Here is a 23,865-nt window from a genome sequence, read left to right as displayed (position 1 = left end):
TTTTCAGGCATAGCCCGAACAAGGAATAGGGTGGCGGGTGACCTTTCGAGCCGGCTGGTTATCAACGGTAACCAATAACCAGCCCCGCTATGAACCTCCTAACCATTAGGCGCTGCATAAGCGCGCTGGCCCTGCTGCTGGTCCTAAGCAGCTGCGACTCCGCCGTCACGTTTGAGCCGTACGCGGTGCGCCACCCGCTGAACCTGGCGCGCGTGCTCGGGCCGCAGCTGACGCTCATCGGGCCGCGTGACACGCTGCAGCTGCGCGTGGGCTACGAACCCAGCAGCCGCCTGAACATCTTAACAAACGCCGCCTCCGGCGACACGGTGCTGCGCGGCTGGGTAAACCGCTACCGGGGCCTGTACTACATTACCCAGCCGTATACCGACTCGGTCTACGACGTGCACGCGGCGCGCATCGGGCGTGGGCAGGTGCAGGGCCTGGTGGGCACCTGGCGCCAGGCCGAGCTGCTGCGGCGTGCCGTGGACGACGGCGACTACGAAGAGCTGATCAGCTTCCGCGACGACAAAAAAGACGTGCTGCGCCTGCGCTACGACGCCCCAACCCTGCGCCCTTTCTTCGAAATGGCCGTGGATAGCTGCCCGGCCTACCGGGTGGTGGAGCTGCCGGTACCGGTCCGGCGGCCAACCGCTGTGCCCAGGGCCATGGCGGCCGGGCTGATCCATAGCGTGTACCCCAACCCGGCCCGCGAGTACGCGCACGTGCAGCTGGACTCGGCGGCCGCCCGCGGCACGCTGGAACTGCTGGACAGCCACGGCCGGCGCGTGTACCAAACCCCGGTGCAAGCCGCCGAACAGCTGACGCTTTCCTTGGCCGGCCGTGCGCCGGGCACCTACGTGCTGCGGGTGCGCGCCGGCGCCCGCGGCACTACGGCCACTCAGCGGCTGGTGGTGGAGTAGCCATGCCGATGTGCGGAATTATCGAGAAATTAAAGGCCGCCGAACCCGCCCGGGTTGGCGGCCTTCTGCTTCTTACCGCTTAGCCCTTGTCCGACACGCCCGCCGCCACGCACCACGGCCCTGCCGACTTCCTGCTCAACGGCCTTACCATTCGCCCCGGCGAGCAGGTGCTCACCCGCCTGATCATCGCCAAACTACCTTCCGGCACCGTTATCGACGTGCCGGTGCACGTGTTCCGCTCCCCCGTGCCCGGCCCCACGGTGCTGCTGATGGCCGGCATGCACGGCGACGAAGTGAACGGCATCGAAACCATCCGGCGCATGATCCGGCGCGGGCAGCTGCAGCATCCGCTGCGCGGCACCATCATTGCCATTCCTATCCTGAACATCTACGGCTTCCTGAACTTCTCGCGCGAGGTGCCCGACGGCAAGGACGTCAACCGCTCGTTTCCCGGCTCTCCGCGCGGTTCGGTAGCCAGCCGGGTGGCCCACCGCTTCATGCGCGAAATCATGCCGCTGGTGGACTACGGCATTGATTTTCATACCGGCGGCGCGGCCCGCTCCAACCACCCGCAGGTGCGCTGCCTGCTCGGCGTCGATGCGGAAACCGACGCGCTGGCGGCCGCGTTTGCCGCCCCCTTTACGCTGCACGCCGAGCTGCGGCCGGGCTCCCTGCGCGAGGCGGCCATGCGCCAGGGCCGGCGCATCATCGTGTACGAAACCGGGGAGTCGCTGCGGCTGGATGAGCCCGGCATCGAGCTGGCTTCGGCCGGCACGTTCCGCTTTCTGCAGTACCTGGGCATGCTGGACGAGGCACCCGCGCCCACGCAGGCCACGGTGGTGTGCCGCCGCCATACCTGGCTGCGGGCCAAGTATTCGGGCCTGTTTCGGACGAGACTGAAAACCGGGCAGTACCTGGAAAAAGGGCAGGAGTACGGCATCGTGGCCGACCCGTACGGCGAAATGGCCGTGCGGCTGGAGTCGCCCCTGAGCGGCTACATCATCGGGCTGAACCACATGCCGGTGGTCAACCAGGGCGACGCGCTGCTGCACATTGCCGTGCCGGAACCAGGCGCTACGGCCGCGTCGGCGTAAGCGCGGCGCAGCCGTAGCGCCGGCCAATAAACTCAGTATTTCCCCGTTTCTTTGTTGACCTTGGGCCCCGCCAACGCCGCGGCGGCTCTTTTGATTCGCATGAAAAACTCCTCGCTCCAACTTGCCCTCAACGCCATCCTGCTGATTGCCGTCGGGGTGCTGTTCTACCTGCATTTCGCCCAGAAGCCGGCTGCCCCGGCCACCGCACCCGCCGCTGCACCCGCCCAGGAGGAAACTACCGTGGCAACGGTCGACTCGGCCGAAACTCCGGCGGCTACGGCCTCGGCCACTCCGGCACCAGCCGCTACCGCCGCCACCGCCCCGGCCGACAACCTGCGCAAAGTGGCCTACGTGGAATCGAACAAGCTGCTGGACAGCTACAAAGGGCTGCAGGACGCGCGCAAAGCCTTTGAGCGGAAAGCCGCCGGCTGGCAGCGTCAGCACGAAACGAGCGTGCGCGCCCTGCAAAGCGCCGTGCAGGCTTATCAGAAGTCGGCGGCCGGTATGACCGACGAGCAGCGCGCCGCCACCGAGCAGCGCCTGCAGGCCCAGGAGCAGCAGGTGGCCCAGCAGCAGCAGCAACTGCAGCAGCAGGCCCAGCAGGAAGAAGCCAAGATGACCGAGCAGGTGCTCACCAAGGTGAACAAGTTGCTGGAAGGCTACGGCAAGGAAAACAACTACGACCTGATTCTGGTAGCGGGCGGCGGCACCATTGCCTACGCCCGCCCGGGCCTCGACATCACCGACATCGTGCTCAAGCGGCTCAATGCCCAATACGCGGCCCGGAAATAACGCACACTTTAGCATTGGCCCCCGCCCGGTTTCGTACCGGGCGGGGGCTTTTTTTATAGCCGATACAACTTCGCGGTGCAGGCCTGACTCTGGAGGCATAAAGGCGCGCTGATTGACAAGTTGTTGCCACACATCATTGTGTGGTTGCGTTCAGCGGCACGGTATTGGTAGCTTTGTTTACTACTTCCTCTTTTCCTATTCCGTACTCTATGAATACAAGATTACGCATTGGCGTGTTTGTAGCATTGTGTAGCCCCATAGCTATTACAGCGGCGCGGGCCCAGCAGCCCGCCCCGGCGCGCGCCACCTTTAGCGGCTACGTGCGCGACGCCAGCACCGGCGAAAACCTCATCGGGGTAGCCGTGGTGCACCCAGCCTCGCACCAGGGCACCAGCACCAACACCTACGGCTTCTTCTCCCTCACGCTGCCGGCCACCGGCGACACCACGCGCCTGCTGGTGTCGTACCTGGGCTACCAGCGCCAGCTCGTGCCCGTGCGCCTCGACAAAAGCCAGGCGCTGACTATCCGATTGCAGCCGGCTACCAGCGAGCTGCAATCGGTGGAGGTGGTGGGCGCCCGGGAGGAGCAGATTGCGCAGACCACGCGCATGGGCACCGTCAACATCCCGCTGAGCCAGATAAAGGCCGTGCCGGCGCTGTTCGGCGAGCGGGACGTGCTGAAGGTGCTGCAGCTGCTGCCCGGCGTGCAGAGCGGCGGCGAGGGCCAGAACGGCCTGTACGTGCGCGGCGGCTCGCCTGACCAGAACCTGATTCTGCTCGATGGTACGCCGGTGTATAACGCTTCGCACCTGTTTGGCTTCTTCTCCGTGTTCAACGCCGACGCGCTGAACAACGTGGAGCTGGTGAAGGGCGGCTTCCCGGCCCGCTACGGCGGGCGCCTGTCCTCGGTGCTCGATATTTCGATGAAGGAGGGCAACATGCAGGAGTTTCACGGCGAGGGTGGCATCGGCATCATTGCCTCGCGCGTGACGCTGGAAGGGCCCATCAAGAAGGATACGGCCTCCTTTATCGTGTCGGCACGCCGTACCTACATCGACCTGCTGGCCCGCCCGCTGATCAACCTGGTCATGGCCTCGGAGGGCATCCCGCGCGACGAGCGGCCCACCGTGGGCTACTTTTTCCACGACCTCAACGCCAAGGTGAACTGGAAGCTCGGGCAGCGCGACCGGCTGTACCTGAGCGCCTACACCGGCCGTGACAAGTTCTACTCCCGCTTCAAGGACACCTACGGCAACGACGGCGAGTACTCCAAGGAGCGCGACGGTCTGGGCTGGGGCAACCTGACCTCGGCCCTGCGCTGGAACCACGTCATTCACGACCGGCTGTTCGTCAACACGCACCTGACCTTCAGTCGTTACCAGTTCGACGTGGGTATTGAGCAGGAGGAGCGCCGCCGCGACAACGGCGTGCCCCGCACCGACAAGTTCTCGCTCAAGTACCTCTCCAACATCAGCGACTGGAGCCTGAAGTCGGACTTCGATTATGTGCCGTTGCCCGACCACTACGTGCGCTTCGGCGGGCAATTCATCTGGCACCAGTTCCGGCCCGGCGCGGCCCAGGCCAAGAGCAACGACCCCAACGACAACATCAACTTCAAGATTGGCACGCGCACCCAAGCGCAGGAAGCCAGCCTCTACGCCGAGGACGATTATAAAGTAACGGAGCGCCTGAAGCTGAACGGCGGCCTGCGCCTCAACAGCTTCTTGGTGCGCAGCAAGCTCTACCCCTCGGTGGAGCCGCGCGTGGCCGCCCGCTACCTGCTCACCGAGGACTGGTCCTTGAAAGCCTCGTACGCCCGCACCACGCAGTACATTCACCTGCTCACCAACAGCGGCATCGGCCTGCCCACCGACCTGTGGGTGCCCGCCACGCCCAAGGTGAAGCCGCAGAAGGCCCAGCAGGTGGCGCTGGGCGCGGCCCGCAACCTGCGCTTCAAGGACGAGGACTACGAGCTGAGCCTGGAAACCTACTACAAGCCCATGCAGCGGCTGATCGAGTACCGCGAGGGCGCCAGCTTCCTCGGCACCACCGACAGCAACTGGGAGGACAAGGTGACCAGCGGCAAGGGCTGGGCCTACGGAGCGGAGGTGTTTCTGCAGAAGAAATCGGGGCGCACCACCGGCTGGATCGGCTACACGCTCGCGTGGAGCAAGCGCAAGTTTGCCGAGCTGAACAACGGCCAGATTTTCCCTTACAAATACGACCGGCGCCACGACGCAACGTTGGTGGTCATTCACCAGTTTTCGCCCACGCTGCGGCTGTCCGGCACCTGGGTATATGGTACCGGCAACGCCGTCACGCTCTCGCGCGGGCGCTACACCCTGGGCCCCAACCTGTACGAGTTTGACGACTACGGGCCGCGCAACTCCTACCGCATGCGCGCCTACCACCGCATGGACCTCGACCTGAGCCACACCAAGAAGAAGAAGTGGGGCGAAGTCGTGAACAGCTTCTCGCTCTACAACGCCTACAGCCGCAACAACCCCTACTTCATCTACTTCCAGAGCGGCTACCAGGACCCCTACGGCAACGTGGAACGCAAGCCGAGCTACCGGCAGATCAGCCTGTTCCCCGTCATTCCTTCCTTCAGCAAAAGTTTCCGCTTCTAATCGCCCCGTCCGATGAACTCTGTACTGACTTCGTTTTTCCATAAAGCCACCGGACTGGGCGCCCTGGCCTTGCTGCTGACCGGCTGCGACACGGCCATCGACGTGCCCGAGCCCGAGCATACGCCCCGCGTGGCCCTGGCCCTGACCATTGATAACCTCGCGCCCAGCGACTCGGTGGTGCGCCAGCTGTACATCACGCGCCAGCCCTTCGTGAGCGTGAGCCAGCGCCTGTATGACCTGACGCCCCTGCAGGGTCGCAACAACGCCACTATCGAAATCAGCGACGGCAGCGGAAACGTGGTGGAGCGCTACCGCCCCGTGGCGCCGCCCAGCCAGAACCCCTACGGCTACCAGAACGGGATGTACCGCCCGGTGCTGCGCTACCGGTTCCGGCCCGGCCAGCAGTACGCCGTGCGCGTAAGCGTGCCCGGTGTGGAGCCGGCCACCAGCAGCCTCACCCTGCCCGACGAAGTGGCGGTGCAGGTGAATGTGGCACCGCTCAGCAGCAACTCCAATGGGCTGACCCGCGCCCGCGTGACGGTGAGCTTCGACGACCCGGCCGGCAGCCGCGACTACTACCTGGCCACGGCTCAGATCGTGGATCAGCAGGGCCGCGGCATGGGCTACGTGAGCGTGGAAGACGACGAAAACGGCCTGGATATCACCAGCCTGCGCCTGTCCGGCAGCAGCCCCTACGACATGTACCCCTTTTCCGACGCCACCGTGAACGGGCAGCGCGTGAGCTTCTCCAACAACGTGGAGTACTATGACAACGGAACCTACAACCCCAGCAACGCGCGTTACCTGCTGGTAACGCTCACCCACCTCACGCCGGATTTGTTTCAGTTTCTGAACAGCTACATCCAGTACAGCGACAACGACGGCAACCCCTTTGCCGAGCCCACGCCGCTGTACTCCAACGTGCAGCCGGGCTTCGGCATCTTTGGCGGGGCCACCGATAGCCGCGCCCAGGTACGCCTGTAGCCCGCTGCGGCGCAGTCGGCAAAATTCTTAGGCAGAGCGGATTAAACCTGCGGGCGCGGCTTGCGTCTAAACGGGTAGAACCCAACCGCGCCCGCCGGCGCTTTGCCATATGAAGAACCCGCTGAAAATCTTCCTGCTGCTAACGATGCTGGCCGTGGGCAGCCTGCTAACGAGCTGCGTCACGCCGGGCTATACCGTGGTGGGCCCGCCCCCTCCGCCGCCCGCTGTCATCGTCACGCCCCGGCCTTACTATCAGCCGCGGCCCTATTACCGACCCCGCCCCGTGCGCCCGTACTACGGCCGCGGCGGGTATTACCGTCCGGTGCCCCGCCCGCACCGCGTGATTGTGGTGCGCTAACGAGCAGGAGCTTCCGCAGTCCAGCTACTGACCTCCACCGTACGACAAAGCCCCGGCAGAATTTCTGCCGGGGCTTTGTCTTTCTGTCCGCACTGTGAGCTGCTACTCTTTCACGATGCGCTGCACCACACTGCCCGTATCGGCGTGCAGCCGGACGGTGTACGCGCCCGGGGCCAGCCCGGTAAGGTCCAGGGCGTAGCGCTGGGTGCTGGCGGCCGGGGTCAGGCGCAGCGGGCGCACCGTTTGGCCCAGAGCGTTGAGCAGCTGCCCGCTCAGGGGCCCCTGGGTACGGGCGCTGCCGAGTTCCAGCCAGGCAGTGGCGGTGGTAGGGTTGGGGTATAGCTGAGCCGGTACGGTGGCAGCCACCGTGCGGGTTGCCAGCACGATGGACTGGTAGCTGCCGTACACGTCGCGGACGGTGTTGGTGTACGTGCCGTTGTCGTAATTCTGCTGCACGTCGCGCCGGAGGGTGTTGTCAGCGTTGTAGGAGAGCAAGTGGCGGCTGGCGTCCTCCACCACCCATTGGCCGCCCTGCCACCGCTCGTCCTGGCTCAGAAGTGGGGTGCCGAAGTTGTCGTAGGTTTCGGTTTTCCGTTGGACGTTGGCGTACACGTTCGGCCCGGTCAGCACCTGGCGCGTCGATATAAAGCTGCCATTCGACTGATACACCGTGGTGGTGCGCGAGTCGTTGATCCAACTGCCGGAGGCGTCGTTCCAGTCCTGGTAGTCGTAAAACGAAGGCTTCAGCTCGGCAAAGCTGTACCAAGTGATGTTGCGGGTCCGGTAAGACTTTACATAAGCCCCGTTGGTCCAGTCTTCGCCCAGGGCATCGGTCCACTCGCCGTTGGGCCCGACGGTGTACGTTTCCCGCCCGGCCCGCCGGTAGCTGTTCTGATTGGCGTCGAAATCCTCATACACCGTTTCGGTCAGCTGGCCGGCCGCGTTGTAGGTGTGCGTTTCGCGGGTGCCGGCCACCGGTGTCCAGGCATTATTGTTCCACTCCTGGAGCTCTTCGCCGGCGTAGCGCCCGCGGGCGTCGTAGAGGGCCAGTACGCGGGCGCTGTTTGCCCAGGCGGTGCCGTTCCAGTCCTGGTCGATGTCTTCCAGCGGCTGCCCCTGGGCGGTGAAGGTGTGCAGGATGCGCGAATAGGGCGTAGTCGTGGCCGAGTCGGTTACGGTTTCGCTGGTGAGGCGGGCCTGCGCGTCGTAGGTAAAGGCGCGGCTCCGCACGTCGGTGCTCCACGTGTTCAGCAGCTCATCCCAGCGGTAGCGCGTGAGGGCAGCGGGGCGCAGCACCGTGGCCTGGGTACGGCGGGCCGCCAGCTCGGGCAAGCGAGCCAGGCTGTGCGCGGCCTTGTGCCACGGCGACGGGATTTGGGCTTGAGCGGCCGCGGCCATCAGGCTCAGGCCAAGCGTCAGTAAAGAGAGCAGTCGAGGTGAATGCATAAAAATGAATGAAGGATAAAAAGCAGATTACCGCCGCCAGAAAGCAGCCAATATGCGGAAGGCTGCTACATAGAGCGCCGAAGCCACAGCGGCGGTTGGATAGCAAAGAAAATAATTGTGTATGTGACTGTTGCTGTGATTTCTGGCCTAAAAGCAGAACCGACCGGAAACAGAAACGGCTCCCGGCATTGCCGGGAGCCGCGTGTGGCTAGGCCCAAAGCTGAAGGGGCTAAAAGCTGAAGCGTACGCTCAGAGCCGCGTCGTGGTACACGGCGTTGTAGCCGCGGTATACGTCGAAGTAGGGCTTGTAGTCGACGCTCAGGGCCACCGGCAGATCCGGAATCTTGTATTCCAGGCCCAGAATCACGTCGGCCCCAAACACCGGGTACACCTTGTCGTCGCGGTAGTAATAGTAGGAGTAGCCCTTGTTTTTGCGGCGGTACTCGGCCACGTAGTAGTAGCGGGCGCGGTAAGCGCCGGCGTGCAAGCCCGCGCCGAGGTACCACTGCAGGTTTTTTACTTCTGGCAGCAGGGGCCAGTGCTTTTCAAACAACAGGGTGACGCGGGCACCCTTGCCCAGGTATTCCGTAGTTACCAGGCCCTCCACCGCGGCGTTCTTGCCGGGGTTGAAGAAGTGCTTGACGGTGAGACCCGAAGAGAAGCTGCCGCCCCGCAGCCCTACGCCGGTGGTGTAACCAGCCGAGCCGCCTCCGCCGCCCGACGATTTGCTACTCTTAGTGGAAGTGGTTTTCTTTTTCGTCTGCGCCGATACTTGGCCAAAACCAAGAAGCAGCGTCAGGAGTAAAAACAGGTAAGCTGTTTTCTTCATGTCAGAATGCAATAAGCCGTGCTGGTAAGTTTGTTTCTGGTGAATCAGAAAAGCAAACTTACAAGTTGTAGTGCAATTCAGGCTTCCGACGGAATGCCGCGCGCAATTTCATCGGATGAGTATACCCGGATGCCGCCGCCTTCCTGATAAGCGGCGTTGAGCATGCCCTGGGCCACCGCCAGCGCCGGCACGCCGCGGTACGCGCGGAGCGGGCCAAGGAGCAGCGGGCTGACCAGGCGCAGCAGTACCGCCCCGATTTGCTCCCCCAGGCGCTTTTCGGGGCGCGGGCCCAGCAGCAGCGAGGGCCGGAAGATGTGAATGGCCCGAAACGGCGTTTGGCGCACGGCCGCTTCCATGTCGCCCTTCACGCGGTTGTAGTAAAAGGCCGACGCAGCGTTGGCCCCCATGGCGGATACCACGAGGAACTGAGCGGCAAAATTGGCCGCCGTCAGGGCCGCCAGCTTCACCACGTACAGGTAATCCACCTGGTAAAAGGCTTGTTTGGAGCCGGCCTGCTGCATGGTGGTGCCCAGGCAGCAGTATACATCGTCGGCAATGAGGGCGAAGCGCTGCTCCTCCAGGCGCTCAAAATCCACGATGCGCTGCTCCAGCCGGGGGTGCATCAGCGGCAACTGGCGGCGCCCCACGCTGATGACCTTGGTGTAGCGGCCGCTGCTGAGCAGCAGCGGCAGCAGTTGGCTGCCCACCAGGCCGCTGGCGCCCGCAATAAGAGCCACTTTCTGCGGCGCCGACGAAGAAGGGTCCATGTTTGGCAAATGGTCAGGGAAGGGGTGACGGTTTCCCCAACGGGACTAGCGGCCGAAGGTTCGGGTAAGATGATGCCCGACAGCCCGGCTGGCGCCGGTTTAGCCACGCAGTGGCGTAACCGGTGCCTAAAATCAGGCAGGCTTCCAGCCTACGTAGTCATCCAGCCGGCCTGTAGGACGGACGCAGCAAGCAGGTTGAAAGCCTGCTTTATTTCCGGCACCGGTTACGCTGTCTTTGCCAGCTAAACTGGCGACTTGGCCGCGCCGTTACTCCGCGTCGTCGATGAGGCGGGTGTGGTCGGGGTACAACTGCACCTGCCCGCGGCGGTACAGCGTGCCAAGGGCTTTCTTGAACACCTTTTTGCTCATGCCCAGGCGGCGGTAGATTTCCTCCGCGTCGGTTTTGTCGGTTACCGGCAGCGTGCCGCCGGCCTTGCGCAGCTTCTCCACCAGCTTTTCGGCGGCGACCAGCGCCTCGTCGTAGCCCTGGCGCTGCAGGCTCACGTCCAGTTTGCCGTCGGGGCGTACCTGGCGCACGTAGCCGGTGGCCGCGTCGCCGATACTCAGCGGGCGGAACACCTCGTTGCGGTAGAGCATGCCCTGGTAGCGCCCATCGGCGAGCACAGCATAGCCCAGCTCGCTCTGGCCGGCAATGATGAGCGGCACCTGCTCACCGGGTTCCAACTCCTCGGGGGCGCGCTCGGTGTACCGCTCCCACTTGGCCGTGGCCACGAGGCGGTCGGAGGTTTCGTCGAGGTAGATGTAGACGAGCACCGTGTCGCCGGCCTGCACGCGCTTGGGCTGATTACGCAGCGGCAGCAGCAGGTCCTTGGGCAGGCCCCAGTCGAGGAAGGCGCCGAGCGGCCCGGCTTGGGTGACGCGCAGAGCCGCAAACTCATTTACGCGGGCCAGCGGCTGCTCGGTGGTGGCCACGAGGCGGTCCTCCGAGTCGCGGTACACGAACACGTGCAGCACGTCGCCCACGCGCACCCCGGCGGGCACGTAGCGGTCGGGCATCAGGATATCACCGTCGTCGGAGGTCAGGTACACGCCGAATTCGACAAAGCGGGCTACTTCCAGGTCGTTATAATCGCCGAGGTTCATGGGCAGGAAAGGGGCATAAGTGGAGCAATCAGCCTAGCATACGGATGCCGGGCGGTGCAGCGCAATGCAAAGGTGCGGGTTTTGCGCGCAGTCGGCCGCAAGGCCAAGGCCGGGAGTGGCCGCAGGCTGGCGCAAAAAGGCCTTACTGCAGCGCATCGTAGCGCACGATGCCGGGCTGGCCGAAGCTGAAATCGTTGAAGCGGTAGTACGGCCGCGTGGTTTGGTAGATGCGCGTGCCGTAGCCGTCGCCGAAGCCCGAAGGGTAAAAGCCGAACAGAATCTGGATGGTATTCACGGCCAGGTACTCGTTGCGGAAGCGCAGGCCCATGCCAAAGCCGGTGTAGGGCTTCTGCTGAAAGGGGGAGGGGCGGCCGTTGGTGCTTAGCCAGGCCGCATCCAGAAAGGCAATGCCGGCGAGGCGAAAGCCCAAAAACGATACCGGCGTAAACACGTTGGCCTCGTAGTTGAGCACGAAGCGGCTGGTGCCGCGCAGCGTGCCGTCGTCGTGGAAGCCGCGCAGGCCCCGCTCCCCGGCAATGCTCAGCGTCAGCGCGTCGGGCGGGCGCCCGATGCCGATCAGGCTGCGGTTCCACAGAAAGTGGCGCCACTGCCAGTTGCCGGTGTGGTACAGGCGCGTAAAGGCCAGCAGCTCGCCCGTGAAAGCGCCTTGGTCCCAGTGCCCGTTGCGCAGAAAGCGACCGTATTCGCCGCTCACGTAGAGGTAGCCGCGCAGGGTGTTGAAGCCGGCCAGGGCAATGCGGCTGGCCAGGTAAGGCCGGTTGCCGCCGTCGTTGAAGTCATAGCCGCCGGTCATCGTCAGCAGGCTGCCCGTGGGCACGTCTTCGGTGCGGCCGAAGCCGAACAGATACCGGTCCTTGTAGTAATGACGCACGCTGTAGCCCAGGCTCAGCAGCCCGGTGGTGCTGTTGCCGTAGGTGCGGTCGGGCCGGACCTGAAAATCGGTGCGCACCGCGCGCCCGGCCAGAATGACGCGCGCGGGGTTCTCGTAGCCCAGGTCGTAGGAGCGCAGCCGGAAGGAGCGGCCCAGCCACGCATCGGCCACGCGGAAGTGCAGCGGGGTGTAATCCGGGATTTCGCCCTCGGGCGGGTAGTTCAGCTGAATGCCCTGGCGGTTCTGCGACACGGCCAGCGCGTAGGCGTAGCGCGTGTTTACCGACACGAACCCGCGCGCGAGCGAGGCCGACGCTTCCTCCAGCTGCCACTGGTTGCGGTAGTGTACCTGGGCCGTGAGGTAGTTGCGCAGCGGCACCGTGTAGCTGCCGTCGTAGAGCCAGCCCTGCGGGTCGCTGCGGCCGTAGTCGAAGCGGTTACGGAAGTCGTGGCCGCGGGCAAGGAAGTTCTTGTCGCGCAGCGTGAGCAGGCCCGCCCCCACGTCGCGGATCTGCAGGCCTCCGCTCAGGCTGAACACGTCCTTGGTAATGACCTTGATGTCGACGCTGTCCTTGGTGGACGTCCGTTCGTTGACCACCACGCGGGCGTCGAGGATGAAGTTGGTCTGGCGCAGCAGACGTTCCGTTTCCGACAAAGCCTGCGGCTGCAATTCCTCGCCGGGCCGAAACAGCAGCAGCTTGCGGATCTTGCGCCGGGCCGTGGTGATGTGCAGCGCGTTGCCGCCCTTCTCCAGGATGTTGCGCGGCACGCGGGTCGTGTCGTTGATGTTGTAGCCGAACGCGTCGAGGGCGCGGATGTCCACGCGGCGCACCACCTTGTAGTTGTGCCGGTCGTACTGCCGGTCGAGCAGGCCCGCATCCAGGCCGCCCTGCTCTTCGCGGCGCTCGGTGAAGTTGAAGATGGCCGAAGCGGCCTTACCCAGAATGGTTTTGCGCTTGGTGTACGCCTGCAGCCCGCCCAGAAAGCGTTGCTGATCGAAGCCGCGCCGCAGCGAATCGACTACCGGCGCCGGCCGGAGCAACACCGTGTCGGGCGGGGCCGTGGTGGGCTGCTGGGCCATGGCCGAGCGCGCAGGCACCGCAAGGGCCAGCGTGAGCAAGCAGAACAGCGAAGAAAAAACGCGCGGCAAGGAGGGTAACACAGCTCAGCAAACACGCCCCAGGCCAGGGCGGTTGCAGCCGAAGATACGAAAGCCGCCCCGGGGCGGTCAAGGTGCGGAACTATTTCTAAAAAATTTAGTGGCTAAAAACACTGGAACATTGTTGCGTAAAGGCGGGTTTTCCTGAATATTTACACCCCGAAGCGCAGCCCCAGCATGAACGAGCGAATCATAGAAAAGCTAAGCATTTTGGCCGATGCCGCCAAGTACGATGCCTCGTGTTCGAGCAGCGGCGGCAAGCGCAAAAATGAGAACCGCGGCCTGGGCAACGCGGAGGGCATGGGCATCTGCCACAGCTACACCGAGGACGGCCGCTGCGTGTCCTTGCTGAAGATTCTGCTCACCAACCACTGCATTTTCGACTGCGCCTACTGCGTCTCGCGCAAGTCCAACGACGTGAAGCGCGCCGCCTTCACGGTGGACGAGGTGGTGGACCTGACCATGAATTTCTACCGCCGCAACTACATCGAGGGCCTATTCCTGAGCAGCGGCATTTTTTCCTCGCCCGACTACACCATGGAGCGGCTGGTGCGCATCTGCAAAAAGCTGCGCACCGAGGAGAAGTTCAACGGCTACATCCACCTCAAGACCATTCCCGGCGCTTCGGAAGAGCTGATCAAGGAAGCCGGGCTGTACGCCGACCGCCTCAGCGTCAACATCGAGCTGCCCTCGGAGCTGAGCCTGACCACGCTGGCACCCGAGAAAAACTACGCCGAAATTCTGACTCCGATGAGTCAGATTCAGCGCACTGTGGCCGAGAACCGCGAGGAGCGGGAGCTGTTCAAGAAAGCCCCGCAGTTTGCCCCGGCCGGCCAGACCACGCAACTCGTGGTGGGTGCTTCGCCCGAAACCGACCACCAGATCATCAAGCTCGCCGACGGCCTCTACAAGGGCTACGGCCTGAAGCGCGTGTACTACTCGGGCTACGTGCCGGTGAGCGGCGATGCGCGCCTGCCACAGGTGGTGCAGCCCCCGCTGATGCGTGAGCACCGCCTCTACCAGTCCGACTGGCTGATGCGCTTTTACGGCTTCGAGGCCGACGAAATCCTCGACCCCGCGCACCCGCACCTCGACTTGGAAATCGACCCGAAGCTGGCCTGGGCCCTGCGCCACCGCCACGTGTTTCCCGTCGATGTAAACACGGCCGACTACGAGCTGATTCTACGCGTGCCGGGCGTGGGCATGAAGTCGGCCAAGCGCATCGTGGCCGCCCGCCGCTTCGCCCCGCTCACCCTCGACCACCTGCACAAGTTCGGCGTGGTGCTGCGCCGGGCGCGCTACTTCATTACCTGCCGGGGCATGGCCCTGGAAAAGCGTGAGTACGACGAGCAGACCGTGCGCCGCAAAATCCTCTACGGCGACGGGCAAACGCGCTCGGCCCTGGTGAAGCGCCAGCTCGATCTGTTTGCGCCCGAGCCCACCATCATCACCCCGCCCGACCTCGTCTCGCCCCAGCTCGATTTGTTTCGGCAGGCTGGCTAAGCCCCCGACTCTAGCAACCTCTCCTCTCTTAACACTGCCATGACCATTCTGCACCACGACCAACCCGCGCTGCCCCTCGGCCCGACGCTCGACGAAGCCGATAAAGTGGCCCGTATGGCCTGCTGCTGCAAGCTTTCGGAGCTGCTGCCCATTGTGCGCCAGCAGCTTCAGACTCGCCGCGAGCAACTGGCCGCCCAGCAGCGCCCCGCCGAAGCCGCTTAAGCCCGGGGTGTCACCTTCTGGCCGCCGCGGCGGTATAGGAGGTATGGAACACGCCCTCGAACACCATTACGTCGAGACCAACGGCCTGCGGCTGCACGTGGTGCAGAGCGGCCCCGTCGACGGCCCTTTGGTCGTGCTGCTGCACGGCTTCCCGGAGTTTTGGTACGGCTGGCACCGGCAGATACCGGCGCTGGCGGCGGCCGGCTATCGGGTGTGGGCGCCCGACCAGCGCGGCTACAACCTCTCCGACAAACCCGGCCGCGTGGCCGCCTACGCCGTGCCGAAGCTGGTGGCTGATATCATTGGGTTGCTGGATGCAGCCGGCCGGCCGCAGGCCTGCGTCGTGGGCCACGACTGGGGCGGCATCGTGGCGTGGCACCTGGCCATGCAGCACCCCGAACGCGTGGCGCGCGTAGCTATTCTGAACGTGCCGCACCCGGCGGTATTCGGGCGCACGCTGCGGCACAGCGGCCGGCAGCGACGCAAAAGCTGGTACGCCTTGTTTTTCCAGCTGCCGTGGCTGCCCGAGCAGCTGACGCGCCTGAACCACTGGTGGGCCGGGCGGCAGGCGCTGGTCGGCACGAGCCGGCGCGGCACCTTCTCCCACGACGACCTGCGCCGCTACCGTCTGGCGTGGAGCCAGCCTGGCGCCATGCGCAGCATGATCAACTGGTACCGGGCCGCCGCCCGACAAGGGCGGCAGAGCATCCAGGGCGGCCGCATCGAGGTGCCGCTGCAGCTCATCTGGGGACGCCGCGACGCTTTTCTGGAAGCGCACATGGCGGCCGAAAGCCTGCACTACTGCGACCAGGGCCGGCTGACGTACTTTGATAAGGCCACGCACTGGGTTCAGCACGAAGAAGCCGAGCGGGTGAATCAGCTGCTGCTGGAGTTTCTGGGCGAGGCGCACAATACCCCAATGCGGTAAAAAATCAACCAATCCTAAGCTCAAAAAGAAGAGTGGCGGGCCAGTCACCAGAGCATCCAAGAAAGAACGTCATGTCGGGCGCAGTGGAGACATCTCGCCGGATAGTAATCTGCTCGTTGAAGAAGTGAGGTGACTATCGGCCGTCAGCACGCGAGATGTCTCGACAAGCTCGACATGACGAACCTTTTCCGAGTCGTTCAACGAAGCCCGCGAGATGTCTCAACAAGCTTGACATGACCCCCTAATCAGACTGCCTATAAAGCTTCAAGAAGTCGTATTCTCCTTTGAAAAAGCCGCGCAATACTTCACTTGCCCGCCGGGCGCCGGGGCTGCCGGCGCAGCCCCCCATTACTTCGCTACAGCGCGCTGGTCAGCTGCCGCCGAGCTTCGACGCGGCCGCGCGTTTCACCTACGACTGCTCGTTCGATGGGCTGCTGTCGGTGCTGCTCACGTGCTGGGAGCAGCGGCTCTGGCCCGAGGCCATTGAGCCGGAGGGCGCGGCGCAGGGCGGCCTGTTCAGCCAAACCATTGCCGTGCTCACCGACGAGGACCGCGCCCGGCGCGTGTGGGACGGGCTGCTGAAGTACATGCCCGCCGAGGCGCGTACCAACCTGTACAAAACCTTCCTGTCGGAGCGGGCCGACCGGGAGCAGCTGATTTTTCGCTACGTGCAGCTGGCCACCGAAGCCGGCGGGCAGGACATCAGCGAGAATTTCAGCAACGACACCGTGCGCGCCGTGGCCGACGTGACCAAGCAGCTGTTTCGCGAGAAGCACCGCATGGAAGCGTTTGTGCGCTTCGAGCGGACGCAGGACGGGCTGTTTCACGCCAGTATCGAGCCCGATTACGATGTGCTGCCGCTCATTGCCGAGCACTTCACCAAGCGCTACGCCGACCAGCGCTGGCTCATCTTCGACCGGCGTCGCCGCTACGGCCTCTACTACGACCTGCACCGCACCGACGTGGTGAGCTTCGACGCGGCCGTGGAGGCGGTGGCGGCCAGCAGCTCGGCCGTATCGGCGGCCGTGCTTGATGAGCGGGAGCCGCTGTTTCAGGTGCTCTGGCAGGCCTACTTCGACCACGTCAACATTCCCGAGCGCAAAAACGTGAAGCTGCACCGCCGCCACATGCCCAAGCGCTACTGGAAATACCTGACCGAAAAGCAGCCCCGCGAGCGGCAGTTCCGGCCCATCGACAACAAGAACCCGACCGCGCCGCACTAGCCGCGTCTGGGGCGGTGCAGCTACCGGCGTTGAGCTGGGCTGGAGCGTGGCCTAGGGGGCGTAGCACCGGTTGGCCGGCGTTTATTTCGCATTTTCGCGGCCGGACAGCTACCCTCGACGCGATACTACATGAACAGCATTCTGGTTTTTGGCGCCTCCGGGCAACTGGGGCAGTGCTTGGCCCACGTGGCAGCCGAGCGAAACATCTCGGGGCTGGTGATGCTGCCCGAGGAGCAGGCGAATATTCTGGACCCGCAAGTGCTGCGCAAAGCCTTCGAGCAGTACCAGCCGCAGTACTGCATCAACTGCGCCGCCTACACGGCCGTGGACAAGGCCGAAGACGAGCTGGACATTGCGCGCCGCGTAAACCGCGACGGGGCGGAAAATCTGGCCCGCCTGTGCGGCGAGTTCGGCACCACGCTGCTACACATCTCCACCGATTTTGTGTTTGCCGGCACCGGCAATCAACCCTTGTTGGAAACCGACGAAACGGCGCCCATCAGCGCCTACGGCCTGACCAAGCTGGAAGGCGAGCAGGTAATTCCGACGCACACGGAGCGGTATTTCATCCTGCGCACCAGCTGGCTCTACTCCGAGTACGCCGGCAACTTCGTCAAGACCATGCTGCGCTTCGGCCGCGAGCGGGACGAGATGCGCGTCATCTGGGACCAACTGGGCACGCCCACCTACGCCATCGACCTGGCCGGGGTGCTGCTGCACATCATCCAGACGGGTAACACGCAATACGGGCTGTACCACTACAGCAACGAGGGCATCACGTCGTGGTACGATTTCGCGGTGGCCATCTTTGAGCTGGGCGGGCTGTCGACCCGAACCGTTCCTATCCGCACGAGCGAGTATCCGACCAAGGCTACGCGCCCCGCTTACTCAGTGATGGACAAGAGCAAAGCAAAAGCCGGGCTCAGCATTGCCATTCCGCACTGGCGGACGAGCCTGCAGGAGTGCATGCGCCGTTTGGCCAGCCAATAGCTGCCAACTGTTGATATAAACAGGGCGGCCGGAGCTATGTCAGCTCCGGCCGCCCTGTATTTTAACGGACTAACGTGGCTAGGCAACCTGCTTTTCGGCACTGCTACGCCCGTACATGCGGCTGGCCAGGAAAGCCAGCGCCACGAACCCCAGGCCAGCCGCGCACACCCCTGGCCAGCGGCCATGCGTCCAGGCCCAGCCGCCGACGAGCGAGCCGACGGCGCCGCCGATGAAGTAGGCTGTCATGTACACGGTATTCAGGCGGCTACGGGCTTCCGGAATCAGCGAGAAGATGCGCGACTGGTTGGAAATGTGCGTGGCCTGCACGCCTACATCGAGCAGAATAACGCCCACGACCAGCGCGGCGATGTAGCTACTGCCCAGAAACATGATGCCGTATGCCAGCACCGCCAGGCCTATGCCGATGCGGATGGCAAAATCCGGCCCGCGGGTATCGGCGGTTTTGCCGGCCAGCGGGGCTGCCAGGGCGCCACAGGCCCCGATCAGGCCGAAAAAGCCGGCTACGTCGCTGTGGTAGTGGTAGGGCGCGCCTTCGAGTAGGAAGACCAGCGTAGTCCAGAACACGCTGAAGCCGGCGAACATGGTGCCGCCGATGAGGGCCGAGCGGCGCAGCAGCGGCAACTGGCGCGTGAGTGTGAGCAGCGAGGTCATCAGGGAGGCGTAGGAGCCGGTGAAGTTGGGCCGGTCGGTGGGCAGGCGCCAGGCCAGCACCGCGCCGAGCAGCACCATGGCCGCCGCGCCGCCGCCAAACATGGTGCGCCAGCCCAGGTGCGCGCCCACGTAGCCGCTGACGGTACGCGAGAGCAGAATGCCCACCAGCAGTCCGCTCATGATCTGGCCCACGATGCGGCCGCGGTCTTCATCCGGGGCGAGGTGGGCGGCCATGGGCAGCAGCAGTTGGGGCACGGCCGAGCACACGCCAATCAGCAGGCTGGCGCCGAGCAGCACCCCGAAGCTGGGAGCCCAGGCCGCGGCGGCCATGCACAGGGCCGCGCCGAGCTGCATAATCAGAATGAGCCGCTTACGTTCGAGCTTGTCGCCGAGTGGCACGACCAATAGCATGCACAGCGTGTAGCCCACCTGCGTGATGGTGGCCACGAGGCTGGCCTGGCTTTCGGCCACCCCGAAGCTGCGGCCGATTTCGCCCAGCAGCGGTTGGTTGTAGTAGATATTGGCTACCACCAGGCCGCAGGTCAGGGACATAAGCCAGACCAGGGACGTGGGCAGCGCGTGGGCCGGAGCCGATGGAGCCGAAGGGCTAACGGAAGAGGACGTCATAAGGGAGAGATGCGCAGCAGCTGCGCCAGCAGTAACAACCCGAGCGGAGCCTAACGCGCCGCCCGTGCTTCGCTAAACAGCGAAGCCGGGTCATGTTCTACGGGCAGCAGCGGTAGGCAAGCTGCGCTTGGCCCCCGGAAAACGGGCGAAATCCGAAGCTTTATTGGATAACCAGCCGAGCAGCAGCGCTTTGCCGGCCTTGCTGTAGCCGGACGGTATACAGCCCAGCGCCTAGGCCCGTGGTAGCCAACGTGCCGGCCTGCGCCCCACGCCACAGGTACTGCGCGCGGTGACGCACCCGCCCCAGCGCATCCACAATTTCCACCTGCACCGGGCCCGAGGCCGCGCCCGGCCAGGTAAGCTGTACGGTTTCCGTCGTCCGGGCCGGATTGGGGTACAAGCCAGCCAACGTCAGCGGTAGGGGAGAAGCCGCGCTCAGCACCTGGGCCGATTGCCAGGTTTCGGTGTGCAGCTGGGTGTAAGTGCCGCCCGTGACCAGCAGACGCCCGCCCACCACGCCTGCTACCGGCGAGTGGCGGCGCTCCGGCAGCGGCGTGATTTCGCGCCAAGTGTTGGCCACCGGGTCAAATTCGATGAGGTTCGGCACCGCGCCGGCAATGTTGGTGACGCCCGCCACTACCACAATGCGGTTGTTCAGGGCCAGCACCGTGCTCGTGATATGGCCCAGCGTGCGGGGCATGTTGGCTTTGGCGGTCCAGGTATCGGTGGCGGGGTCGTACTCATGCACCGAGGCCTGGTTTTCGGTGGTTTCGTTGTCGAGGTGCTGCCCGCCGATGGCGTAGACCTTGCCGTTGAGCGCCACGCCGCCCAGGTGGTTGCGCGGGTTTGGCAGCGGAGCGCGCGCTACCCACGTCGGGTTGGGCGCGTCGAGGTCGAGGGTGAGGTGTTCGGCAATATCGTAGGAGGAGACGCCGCCGAAACGGGCCGCGCCGCCGAATACGTGCAGCGTGCGGCCGCGAGCCACCAGCATGCACCCGCCCCGCCCGGAGGGCAGGGGCACGCCCGCGCTCCAGGTATTGGTGGCAATGTCGTAGCGCCAGACGTGTTCGGTGATGGGCCCGGGGTGCCGGCCCACATAGCCGCCGGCCATGTACAGGTGGCCGGCGCCGTCGTAGGCAAGGCCGGTGTGGGTCATGGCCTCGGGCATGTTGGCCAGCTGCGTCCAGGTGTTGGTGGCCGGGTCGTACACGTCGCAGCGGGCGGTGGCATCGATGATGCTGGTAGTGTAGAAGCCGCCAAATACGTACAGGCGGCCCTCGGCTACGGTGCCCAAGGCTTCGTAGCGGCCCAGCGGCGCCGGCGCCATGGTGGCCCAGGTGAAAGACGGAACCTGGGCGTGGCTGGGCAGCGCGACGCCAGCGGCCAGCAGGAGCGAAGCCAGCTTTGTTCGTACAGTTGTGGAAATGTGCGTCATAGAGTAGCGGAAATAAAGAACCGGTCGGTCGTCGGGCGGTGAAAAATAATGCGCTGGTAAGTACGGACAAATCAGCTTATCAGCCGCCGCAAGGCAGCGGGGTACGAGCTTTCGGCAAGCTGCCCGCACCGCTCAGGCAACCCTTTCCCCGGCTGCGGCATCTGAGCCGCTTGAGACGACGCTTCACGCAACCCCGAACGGCTTATGCGCTACTCCTATTCCACGCTCAACAACCTCGCCGGCGGACTGATTTTTGCCTTGGCCTTGGCCACCTACGCCCTCACCCTGGAACCCACGGTGAGCTTCTGGGATTGCGGCGAATTCATTGCCAGCGCCCACAAGCTACAGGTGCCGCACCCGCCCGGCGCGCCCACGTTCCTGCTGCTGGGCCGGCTGGCTTCCCTGCTTTCCTTCGGCGACGGGGCGCGGGTGCCGGTGCTCGTCAACCTGCTCTCGGCCCTGAGCAGCGCCCTCACGGTGCTGCTGCTGTTCTGGACCATCACCATGCTGGCCAGGAAGCTGACGCTGCACCGTCCAGGCATGCACGACGACCGGCCGGTTGAGCCCACCGCCGGCCAAACCGCCCTTATCCTCGGCAGCGGTGCCGTCGGGGCCCTGGCCCTGGCCTTCTCCGATTCGTTTTGGTTCAACGCCGTGGAGGCCGAGGTGTACGCGCTGTCGTCGTTGGGCACGGCCGCGGTGGTGTGGCTGATGCTGAAGTGGGAAAATCGCGCCAGCGAAGCCGATTCCGACAAATGGCTGGTGCTCATTGCCTACGTCATCGGGCTGAGCATCGGGGTGCACCTGCTGAATCTGCTGGCCCTGCCAGCGCTGGGCTTCATTTTCTACTTCCGCCGCGCTGCGCAGCCCACCATGCGGGGGGCGCTGCTCACCCTCGCCCTGAGTAGCGCCGTGGTATTACTGATTCTGGTGGGCGTCATTCCGGGGCTGCCGTCGTTGGCCGGCGGCCTGGAAGTGCTCAGCGTAAACGCCTTCGGTCTGCCCTATAACTCGGGCGTCGTGCTGTTTGGGCTGCTGCTTGTGGGCTTGCTGGCAGCTGGCTTCCGCTACTCCATCCGGCGCCAGAAACACCTGCTGAACACGGCTCTGCTGGGGCTGGTGTTCGTGCTCATCGGCTACTCGTCCTACCTCATCGTGCCGATCCGCTCGGGCTTCAACCCGCTCATCGACGAAAACAACCCCGGCGACGTGCTGTCCTTCGTGAGCTACCTGAAGCGCGAGCAGTACGGCGACCGGCCCCTGCTCTACGGGCCGCAGTTCAATGCCCAACCGGTGGAACAGCAAGACGGTGCCCCGCGCTACGAGCGGCAAAACGGCCGCTACGTGGTGGTGGAGCACAAGCCCGAAACCCGCTACGCCGACGCGGACAAAATGCTGCTGCCGCGCCTCTACAGCAACCAGCCCGGCCACCTGCGCGAGTACCAAAAGTGGGTGGATGTGCAGCCCGACCAGCGTCCCACCATGGCCGACAACCTCGGCTTTCTGCTGCGCTACCAGATCGGACACATGTACTGGCGCTACTTCCTGTGGAATTTCGTTGGCCGCGACTCCGATGTGCAGCAGGCCGGCGTGTTGTGGCCTACCGAAAGCCGCCGCAACGGCCTGCCCGAACGACTGGCCGACAGTGCCGCCCGCAACAACTACCTGGTCCTGCCGCTGCTGCTGGGCGTGGCCGGCCTGCTCTTTCACCTGCGCCGCGACGGCCGCAATGCCCTGGTGGTTGGCCTGCTTTTCGGGCTGACGGGCGTGGCCATTGTGCTCTACCTGAACCAGCCGCCCATCGAGCCGCGCGAGCGGGACTACACCTTCGTCGGCTCGTTCTACGCCTTTGCCATCTGGATCGGGCTGGGCGTGCTGGCGCTGAGTGAGGCCCTGCGGAGCCTGCTGCGGCCGGAGCGCCTGCGCGTGGCGCTGGCCACGGCCCTCGGCCTGGCGGTGCCCGCGCTGATGGCCCAGCAGGGATGGGACGACCACAACCGCTCCAACCGCTACCTGGCGCTGGACTGGGCCCGCAACATGCTCAACAGCGTGGCGCCGAATGCGCTGCTTATCACCGCCGGCGACAACGACACGTTTCCGCTCTGGTACGCCCAACAGGTGGAAGGCATCCGGCCCGACGTGCGCGTGGCCGTGTCGCCGTACCTCAACACCGATTGGTACATCGATCAGATGCAGCAGCGCATGGGCCCATCGGCGCCGCTGCCCATGACGCTGAGCCACCCCGACTATACCCAGGGCACCAACGACTACCTGCCACTGGTAGCCAACCCGGCGGTGCCGGCCGTCAACCTGCGCGAATTCATGCAGCTGGTGCGCCAGAACTCGCCCCTGCTGCAAGTGCAGACGCAAAGCGGCCGTACGCTGCTTTCGTACCCCACGCGCGCCTTTTACCTCGACGTGGACACCGCCGCCGTGCGCCGCGCCGGCATTGTGCCGCGGGAGCGGCGGGGGCAGCTGGTGCCGCGCATGCAGTGGCAGGCCGGTGCCGGTGGCGTGATGGAGAAAAAGGAGCTGGCTTTGCTCGATATCATTGCTTCGGCCAACTGGCAGCGGCCGGTGTACTTGTCGGGCTACATGGCCCCGAGCGAGTACGCCGGACTGGAGCCCTACCTGCAGCTGGAAGGCATGGCCTACCGCGTGCTGCCTTGCCAGAACCCCGAAGCCAAGCCCCAGGAAATCGGCTACGTGGCCCGGGAGGCGCTGTTCGACTCGCTGATGCGCAAGTTTTCGTACCGCAACCTGGCCAACCCGCGCGTGTACTACGACGAGCCGCAGCGCCGCATCGTAGGGGCTTACCGCGAGCAGTTTGCCCGCCTCGCCCAGGCCTACATGCACGATGGCAACCACGCCCGCGCCAAGCAGGTCATCGACCGCTGCCTGCGCGTGATGCCCGATGATACCGTACCCTACGACTACACCACGGCCGATCTGGTAGCCCCGCTGGTCAAGCTCGGTGAGGCCCCGCGGGCGCACCGCCTCATGGACCTGCTCACCAACCGCGCCCAGCAGAGCCTGGCCTACTACACAACCCACGAACCGGCCCGTTTCGAGCGCGAAATTCAGACCGAAGCCCTGACCCTTAGCCGCCTTTACCAGGCCGCCGCCGATACCAACGACACGGCCCGGGCCCAGCGCATTGCCAGCTTGTTTGAGCAGTACCTGCCGCGCTCGTAAAGGCGTAGCTGGGAGTAGTGGGGGGAGCCGCCGCGCGTATTTCGTACGTCAGTCATTGTTACAATCTCAGCCGATAACTACCGTTCGGAATGCGCA

The 23,865-nt window shown here is 64.7% G+C and carries 19 protein-coding genes; 12 read left to right on the top strand and 7 right to left on the bottom strand.

Annotated features, from left to right (window positions below; genetic code table 11):
- Positions 1-89 precede the first annotated feature (89 nt).
- The 6 genes from B0919_RS18445 to B0919_RS18420 all read left to right on the top strand — a co-directional run bounded on the left by B0919_RS18445 (position 90) and on the right by B0919_RS18420 (position 6,778).
- Positions 90-920, top strand: coding sequence for a T9SS type A sorting domain-containing protein (locus B0919_RS18445; protein WP_078013758.1), 831 nt, complete (start codon positions 90-92; stop codon positions 918-920).
- A gap of 86 nt (positions 921-1,006) precedes the next feature.
- Positions 1,007-2,014, top strand: coding sequence for a succinylglutamate desuccinylase/aspartoacylase family protein (locus B0919_RS18440; RefSeq protein WP_254846611.1), 1,008 nt, complete (start codon positions 1,007-1,009; stop codon positions 2,012-2,014).
- A 99-nt stretch (positions 2,015-2,113) separates the two neighbouring features.
- Complete coding sequence (locus B0919_RS18435; RefSeq protein WP_139362237.1) at positions 2,114-2,806, top strand: OmpH family outer membrane protein; 693 nt, start codon at positions 2,114-2,116, stop codon at positions 2,804-2,806.
- 209 nt (positions 2,807-3,015) lie between these two features.
- Complete coding sequence (locus tag B0919_RS18430; protein WP_078013756.1) at positions 3,016-5,436, top strand: TonB-dependent receptor; 2,421 nt, start codon at positions 3,016-3,018, stop codon at positions 5,434-5,436.
- A 12-nt stretch (positions 5,437-5,448) separates the two neighbouring features.
- A complete protein-coding gene (locus B0919_RS18425; RefSeq protein ID WP_078013755.1) occupies positions 5,449-6,420 on the top strand; it encodes a DUF4249 domain-containing protein in 972 nt (323 codons plus the stop codon).
- Positions 6,421-6,529: 109 nt separating this feature from the next.
- Complete coding sequence (locus B0919_RS18420; RefSeq protein ID WP_078013754.1) at positions 6,530-6,778, top strand: hypothetical protein; 249 nt, start codon at positions 6,530-6,532, stop codon at positions 6,776-6,778.
- A 102-nt stretch (positions 6,779-6,880) separates the two neighbouring features.
- On the opposite strand, the gene B0919_RS18415 is transcribed toward B0919_RS18420, so the two are convergent.
- The 5 genes from B0919_RS18415 to B0919_RS18395 form a co-directional block, all read right to left on the bottom strand.
- Positions 6,881-8,224 (bottom strand): T9SS type A sorting domain-containing protein, encoded by a 1,344-nt coding sequence (locus B0919_RS18415; protein ID WP_078013753.1) that lies wholly within the window; start codon positions 8,222-8,224, stop codon positions 6,881-6,883.
- A 229-nt stretch (positions 8,225-8,453) separates the two neighbouring features.
- Positions 8,454-9,053 (bottom strand): hypothetical protein, encoded by a 600-nt coding sequence (locus tag B0919_RS18410; RefSeq protein WP_078013752.1) that lies wholly within the window; start codon positions 9,051-9,053, stop codon positions 8,454-8,456.
- A gap of 77 nt (positions 9,054-9,130) precedes the next feature.
- Complete coding sequence (locus B0919_RS18405) at positions 9,131-9,820, bottom strand: NAD-dependent epimerase/dehydratase family protein (RefSeq protein ID WP_078013751.1); 690 nt, start codon at positions 9,818-9,820, stop codon at positions 9,131-9,133.
- A 267-nt stretch (positions 9,821-10,087) separates the two neighbouring features.
- On the bottom strand, positions 10,088-10,924 hold the full coding sequence (locus B0919_RS18400; protein ID WP_078013750.1) for a S1 RNA-binding domain-containing protein: 837 nt from the start codon (positions 10,922-10,924) through the stop codon (positions 10,088-10,090).
- Between the two features lie 142 nt (positions 10,925-11,066).
- Positions 11,067-12,977 (bottom strand): hypothetical protein, encoded by a 1,911-nt coding sequence (locus tag B0919_RS18395; protein WP_176133118.1) that lies wholly within the window; start codon positions 12,975-12,977, stop codon positions 11,067-11,069.
- A gap of 174 nt (positions 12,978-13,151) precedes the next feature.
- On the opposite strand from B0919_RS18395, the gene B0919_RS18390 reads away from it, so the two are divergent.
- The 5 genes from B0919_RS18390 to rfbD all read left to right on the top strand — a co-directional run bounded on the left by B0919_RS18390 (position 13,152) and on the right by rfbD (position 17,840).
- Complete coding sequence (locus B0919_RS18390) at positions 13,152-14,477, top strand: putative DNA modification/repair radical SAM protein (protein ID WP_078013748.1); 1,326 nt, start codon at positions 13,152-13,154, stop codon at positions 14,475-14,477.
- A 39-nt stretch (positions 14,478-14,516) separates the two neighbouring features.
- Entirely contained in the window at positions 14,517-14,699 is a 183-nt protein-coding gene (locus B0919_RS18385; RefSeq protein WP_078013747.1) for a hypothetical protein, read from the top strand.
- A 43-nt stretch (positions 14,700-14,742) separates the two neighbouring features.
- Positions 14,743-15,627 (top strand): alpha/beta fold hydrolase, encoded by an 885-nt coding sequence (locus B0919_RS18380; RefSeq protein ID WP_078013746.1) that lies wholly within the window; start codon positions 14,743-14,745, stop codon positions 15,625-15,627.
- A gap of 284 nt (positions 15,628-15,911) precedes the next feature.
- Complete coding sequence (locus tag B0919_RS18375; RefSeq protein ID WP_254846610.1) at positions 15,912-16,850, top strand: TIGR03915 family putative DNA repair protein; 939 nt, start codon at positions 15,912-15,914, stop codon at positions 16,848-16,850.
- 129 nt (positions 16,851-16,979) lie between these two features.
- Positions 16,980-17,840, top strand: a complete 861-nt coding sequence (gene rfbD, locus B0919_RS18370) for a dTDP-4-dehydrorhamnose reductase (RefSeq protein WP_078013745.1) — start codon at positions 16,980-16,982, stop codon at positions 17,838-17,840.
- A 78-nt stretch (positions 17,841-17,918) separates the two neighbouring features.
- On the opposite strand, the gene B0919_RS18365 is transcribed toward rfbD, so the two are convergent.
- Positions 17,919-19,139: an MFS transporter gene (locus B0919_RS18365; protein ID WP_078013744.1), complete on the bottom strand. Its 1,221-nt coding sequence runs from the start codon at positions 19,137-19,139 to the stop codon at positions 17,919-17,921.
- A gap of 160 nt (positions 19,140-19,299) precedes the next feature.
- Entirely contained in the window at positions 19,300-20,574 is a 1,275-nt protein-coding gene (locus B0919_RS18360; protein WP_078013743.1) for a kelch repeat-containing protein, read from the bottom strand.
- Positions 20,575-20,778: 204 nt separating this feature from the next.
- Between B0919_RS18360 and B0919_RS18355 the strand changes: the two genes are divergently transcribed.
- Positions 20,779-23,769 carry a DUF2723 domain-containing protein gene (locus tag B0919_RS18355; protein WP_078013742.1) on the top strand — a complete coding sequence of 997 codons (2,991 nt, stop codon included), beginning with the start codon at positions 20,779-20,781 and terminating at the stop codon, positions 23,767-23,769.
- Positions 23,770-23,865 lie beyond the last annotated feature (96 nt).

The organism is Hymenobacter sp. CRA2, assembly GCF_002007105.1.
Classification (GTDB): Bacteria; Bacteroidota; Bacteroidia; order Cytophagales; family Hymenobacteraceae; genus Solirubrum.
The sequence above is the reverse complement of the archived record's forward strand: the minus strand, read 5'-3'. Positions and strand labels throughout refer to the sequence as shown.

Excerpts from the sequence above, each read along its gene's own strand:
- B0919_RS18405 (WP_078013751.1), bottom strand. The coding sequence starts at position 9,820 with ATGGACCCTTCTTCGTCGGCGCCGCAGAAAGTGGCTCTTATTGCGGGC.
- B0919_RS18360 (WP_078013743.1), bottom strand. The coding sequence starts at position 20,574 with ATGACGCACATTTCCACAACTGTACGAACAAAGCTGGCTTCGCTCCTG.
- B0919_RS18445 (WP_078013758.1), top strand. The coding sequence starts at position 90 with ATGAACCTCCTAACCATTAGGCGCTGCATAAGCGCGCTGGCCCTGCTG.
- B0919_RS18415 (WP_078013753.1), bottom strand. The coding sequence starts at position 8,224 with ATGCATTCACCTCGACTGCTCTCTTTACTGACGCTTGGCCTGAGCCTG.
- B0919_RS18430 (WP_078013756.1), top strand. The coding sequence starts at position 3,016 with ATGAATACAAGATTACGCATTGGCGTGTTTGTAGCATTGTGTAGCCCC.
- B0919_RS18435 (WP_139362237.1), top strand. The coding sequence starts at position 2,114 with ATGAAAAACTCCTCGCTCCAACTTGCCCTCAACGCCATCCTGCTGATT.
- B0919_RS18420 (WP_078013754.1), top strand. The coding sequence starts at position 6,530 with ATGAAGAACCCGCTGAAAATCTTCCTGCTGCTAACGATGCTGGCCGTG.
- B0919_RS18380 (WP_078013746.1), top strand. The coding sequence starts at position 14,743 with ATGGAACACGCCCTCGAACACCATTACGTCGAGACCAACGGCCTGCGG.
- B0919_RS18390 (WP_078013748.1), top strand. The coding sequence starts at position 13,152 with ATGAACGAGCGAATCATAGAAAAGCTAAGCATTTTGGCCGATGCCGCC.
- B0919_RS18425 (WP_078013755.1), top strand. The coding sequence starts at position 5,449 with ATGAACTCTGTACTGACTTCGTTTTTCCATAAAGCCACCGGACTGGGC.
- B0919_RS18365 (WP_078013744.1), bottom strand. The coding sequence starts at position 19,139 with ATGACGTCCTCTTCCGTTAGCCCTTCGGCTCCATCGGCTCCGGCCCAC.
- B0919_RS18385 (WP_078013747.1), top strand. The coding sequence starts at position 14,517 with ATGACCATTCTGCACCACGACCAACCCGCGCTGCCCCTCGGCCCGACG.
- rfbD (WP_078013745.1), top strand. The coding sequence starts at position 16,980 with ATGAACAGCATTCTGGTTTTTGGCGCCTCCGGGCAACTGGGGCAGTGC.
- B0919_RS18410 (WP_078013752.1), bottom strand. The coding sequence starts at position 9,053 with ATGAAGAAAACAGCTTACCTGTTTTTACTCCTGACGCTGCTTCTTGGT.
- B0919_RS18355 (WP_078013742.1), top strand. The coding sequence starts at position 20,779 with ATGCGCTACTCCTATTCCACGCTCAACAACCTCGCCGGCGGACTGATT.
- B0919_RS18400 (WP_078013750.1), bottom strand. The coding sequence starts at position 10,924 with ATGAACCTCGGCGATTATAACGACCTGGAAGTAGCCCGCTTTGTCGAA.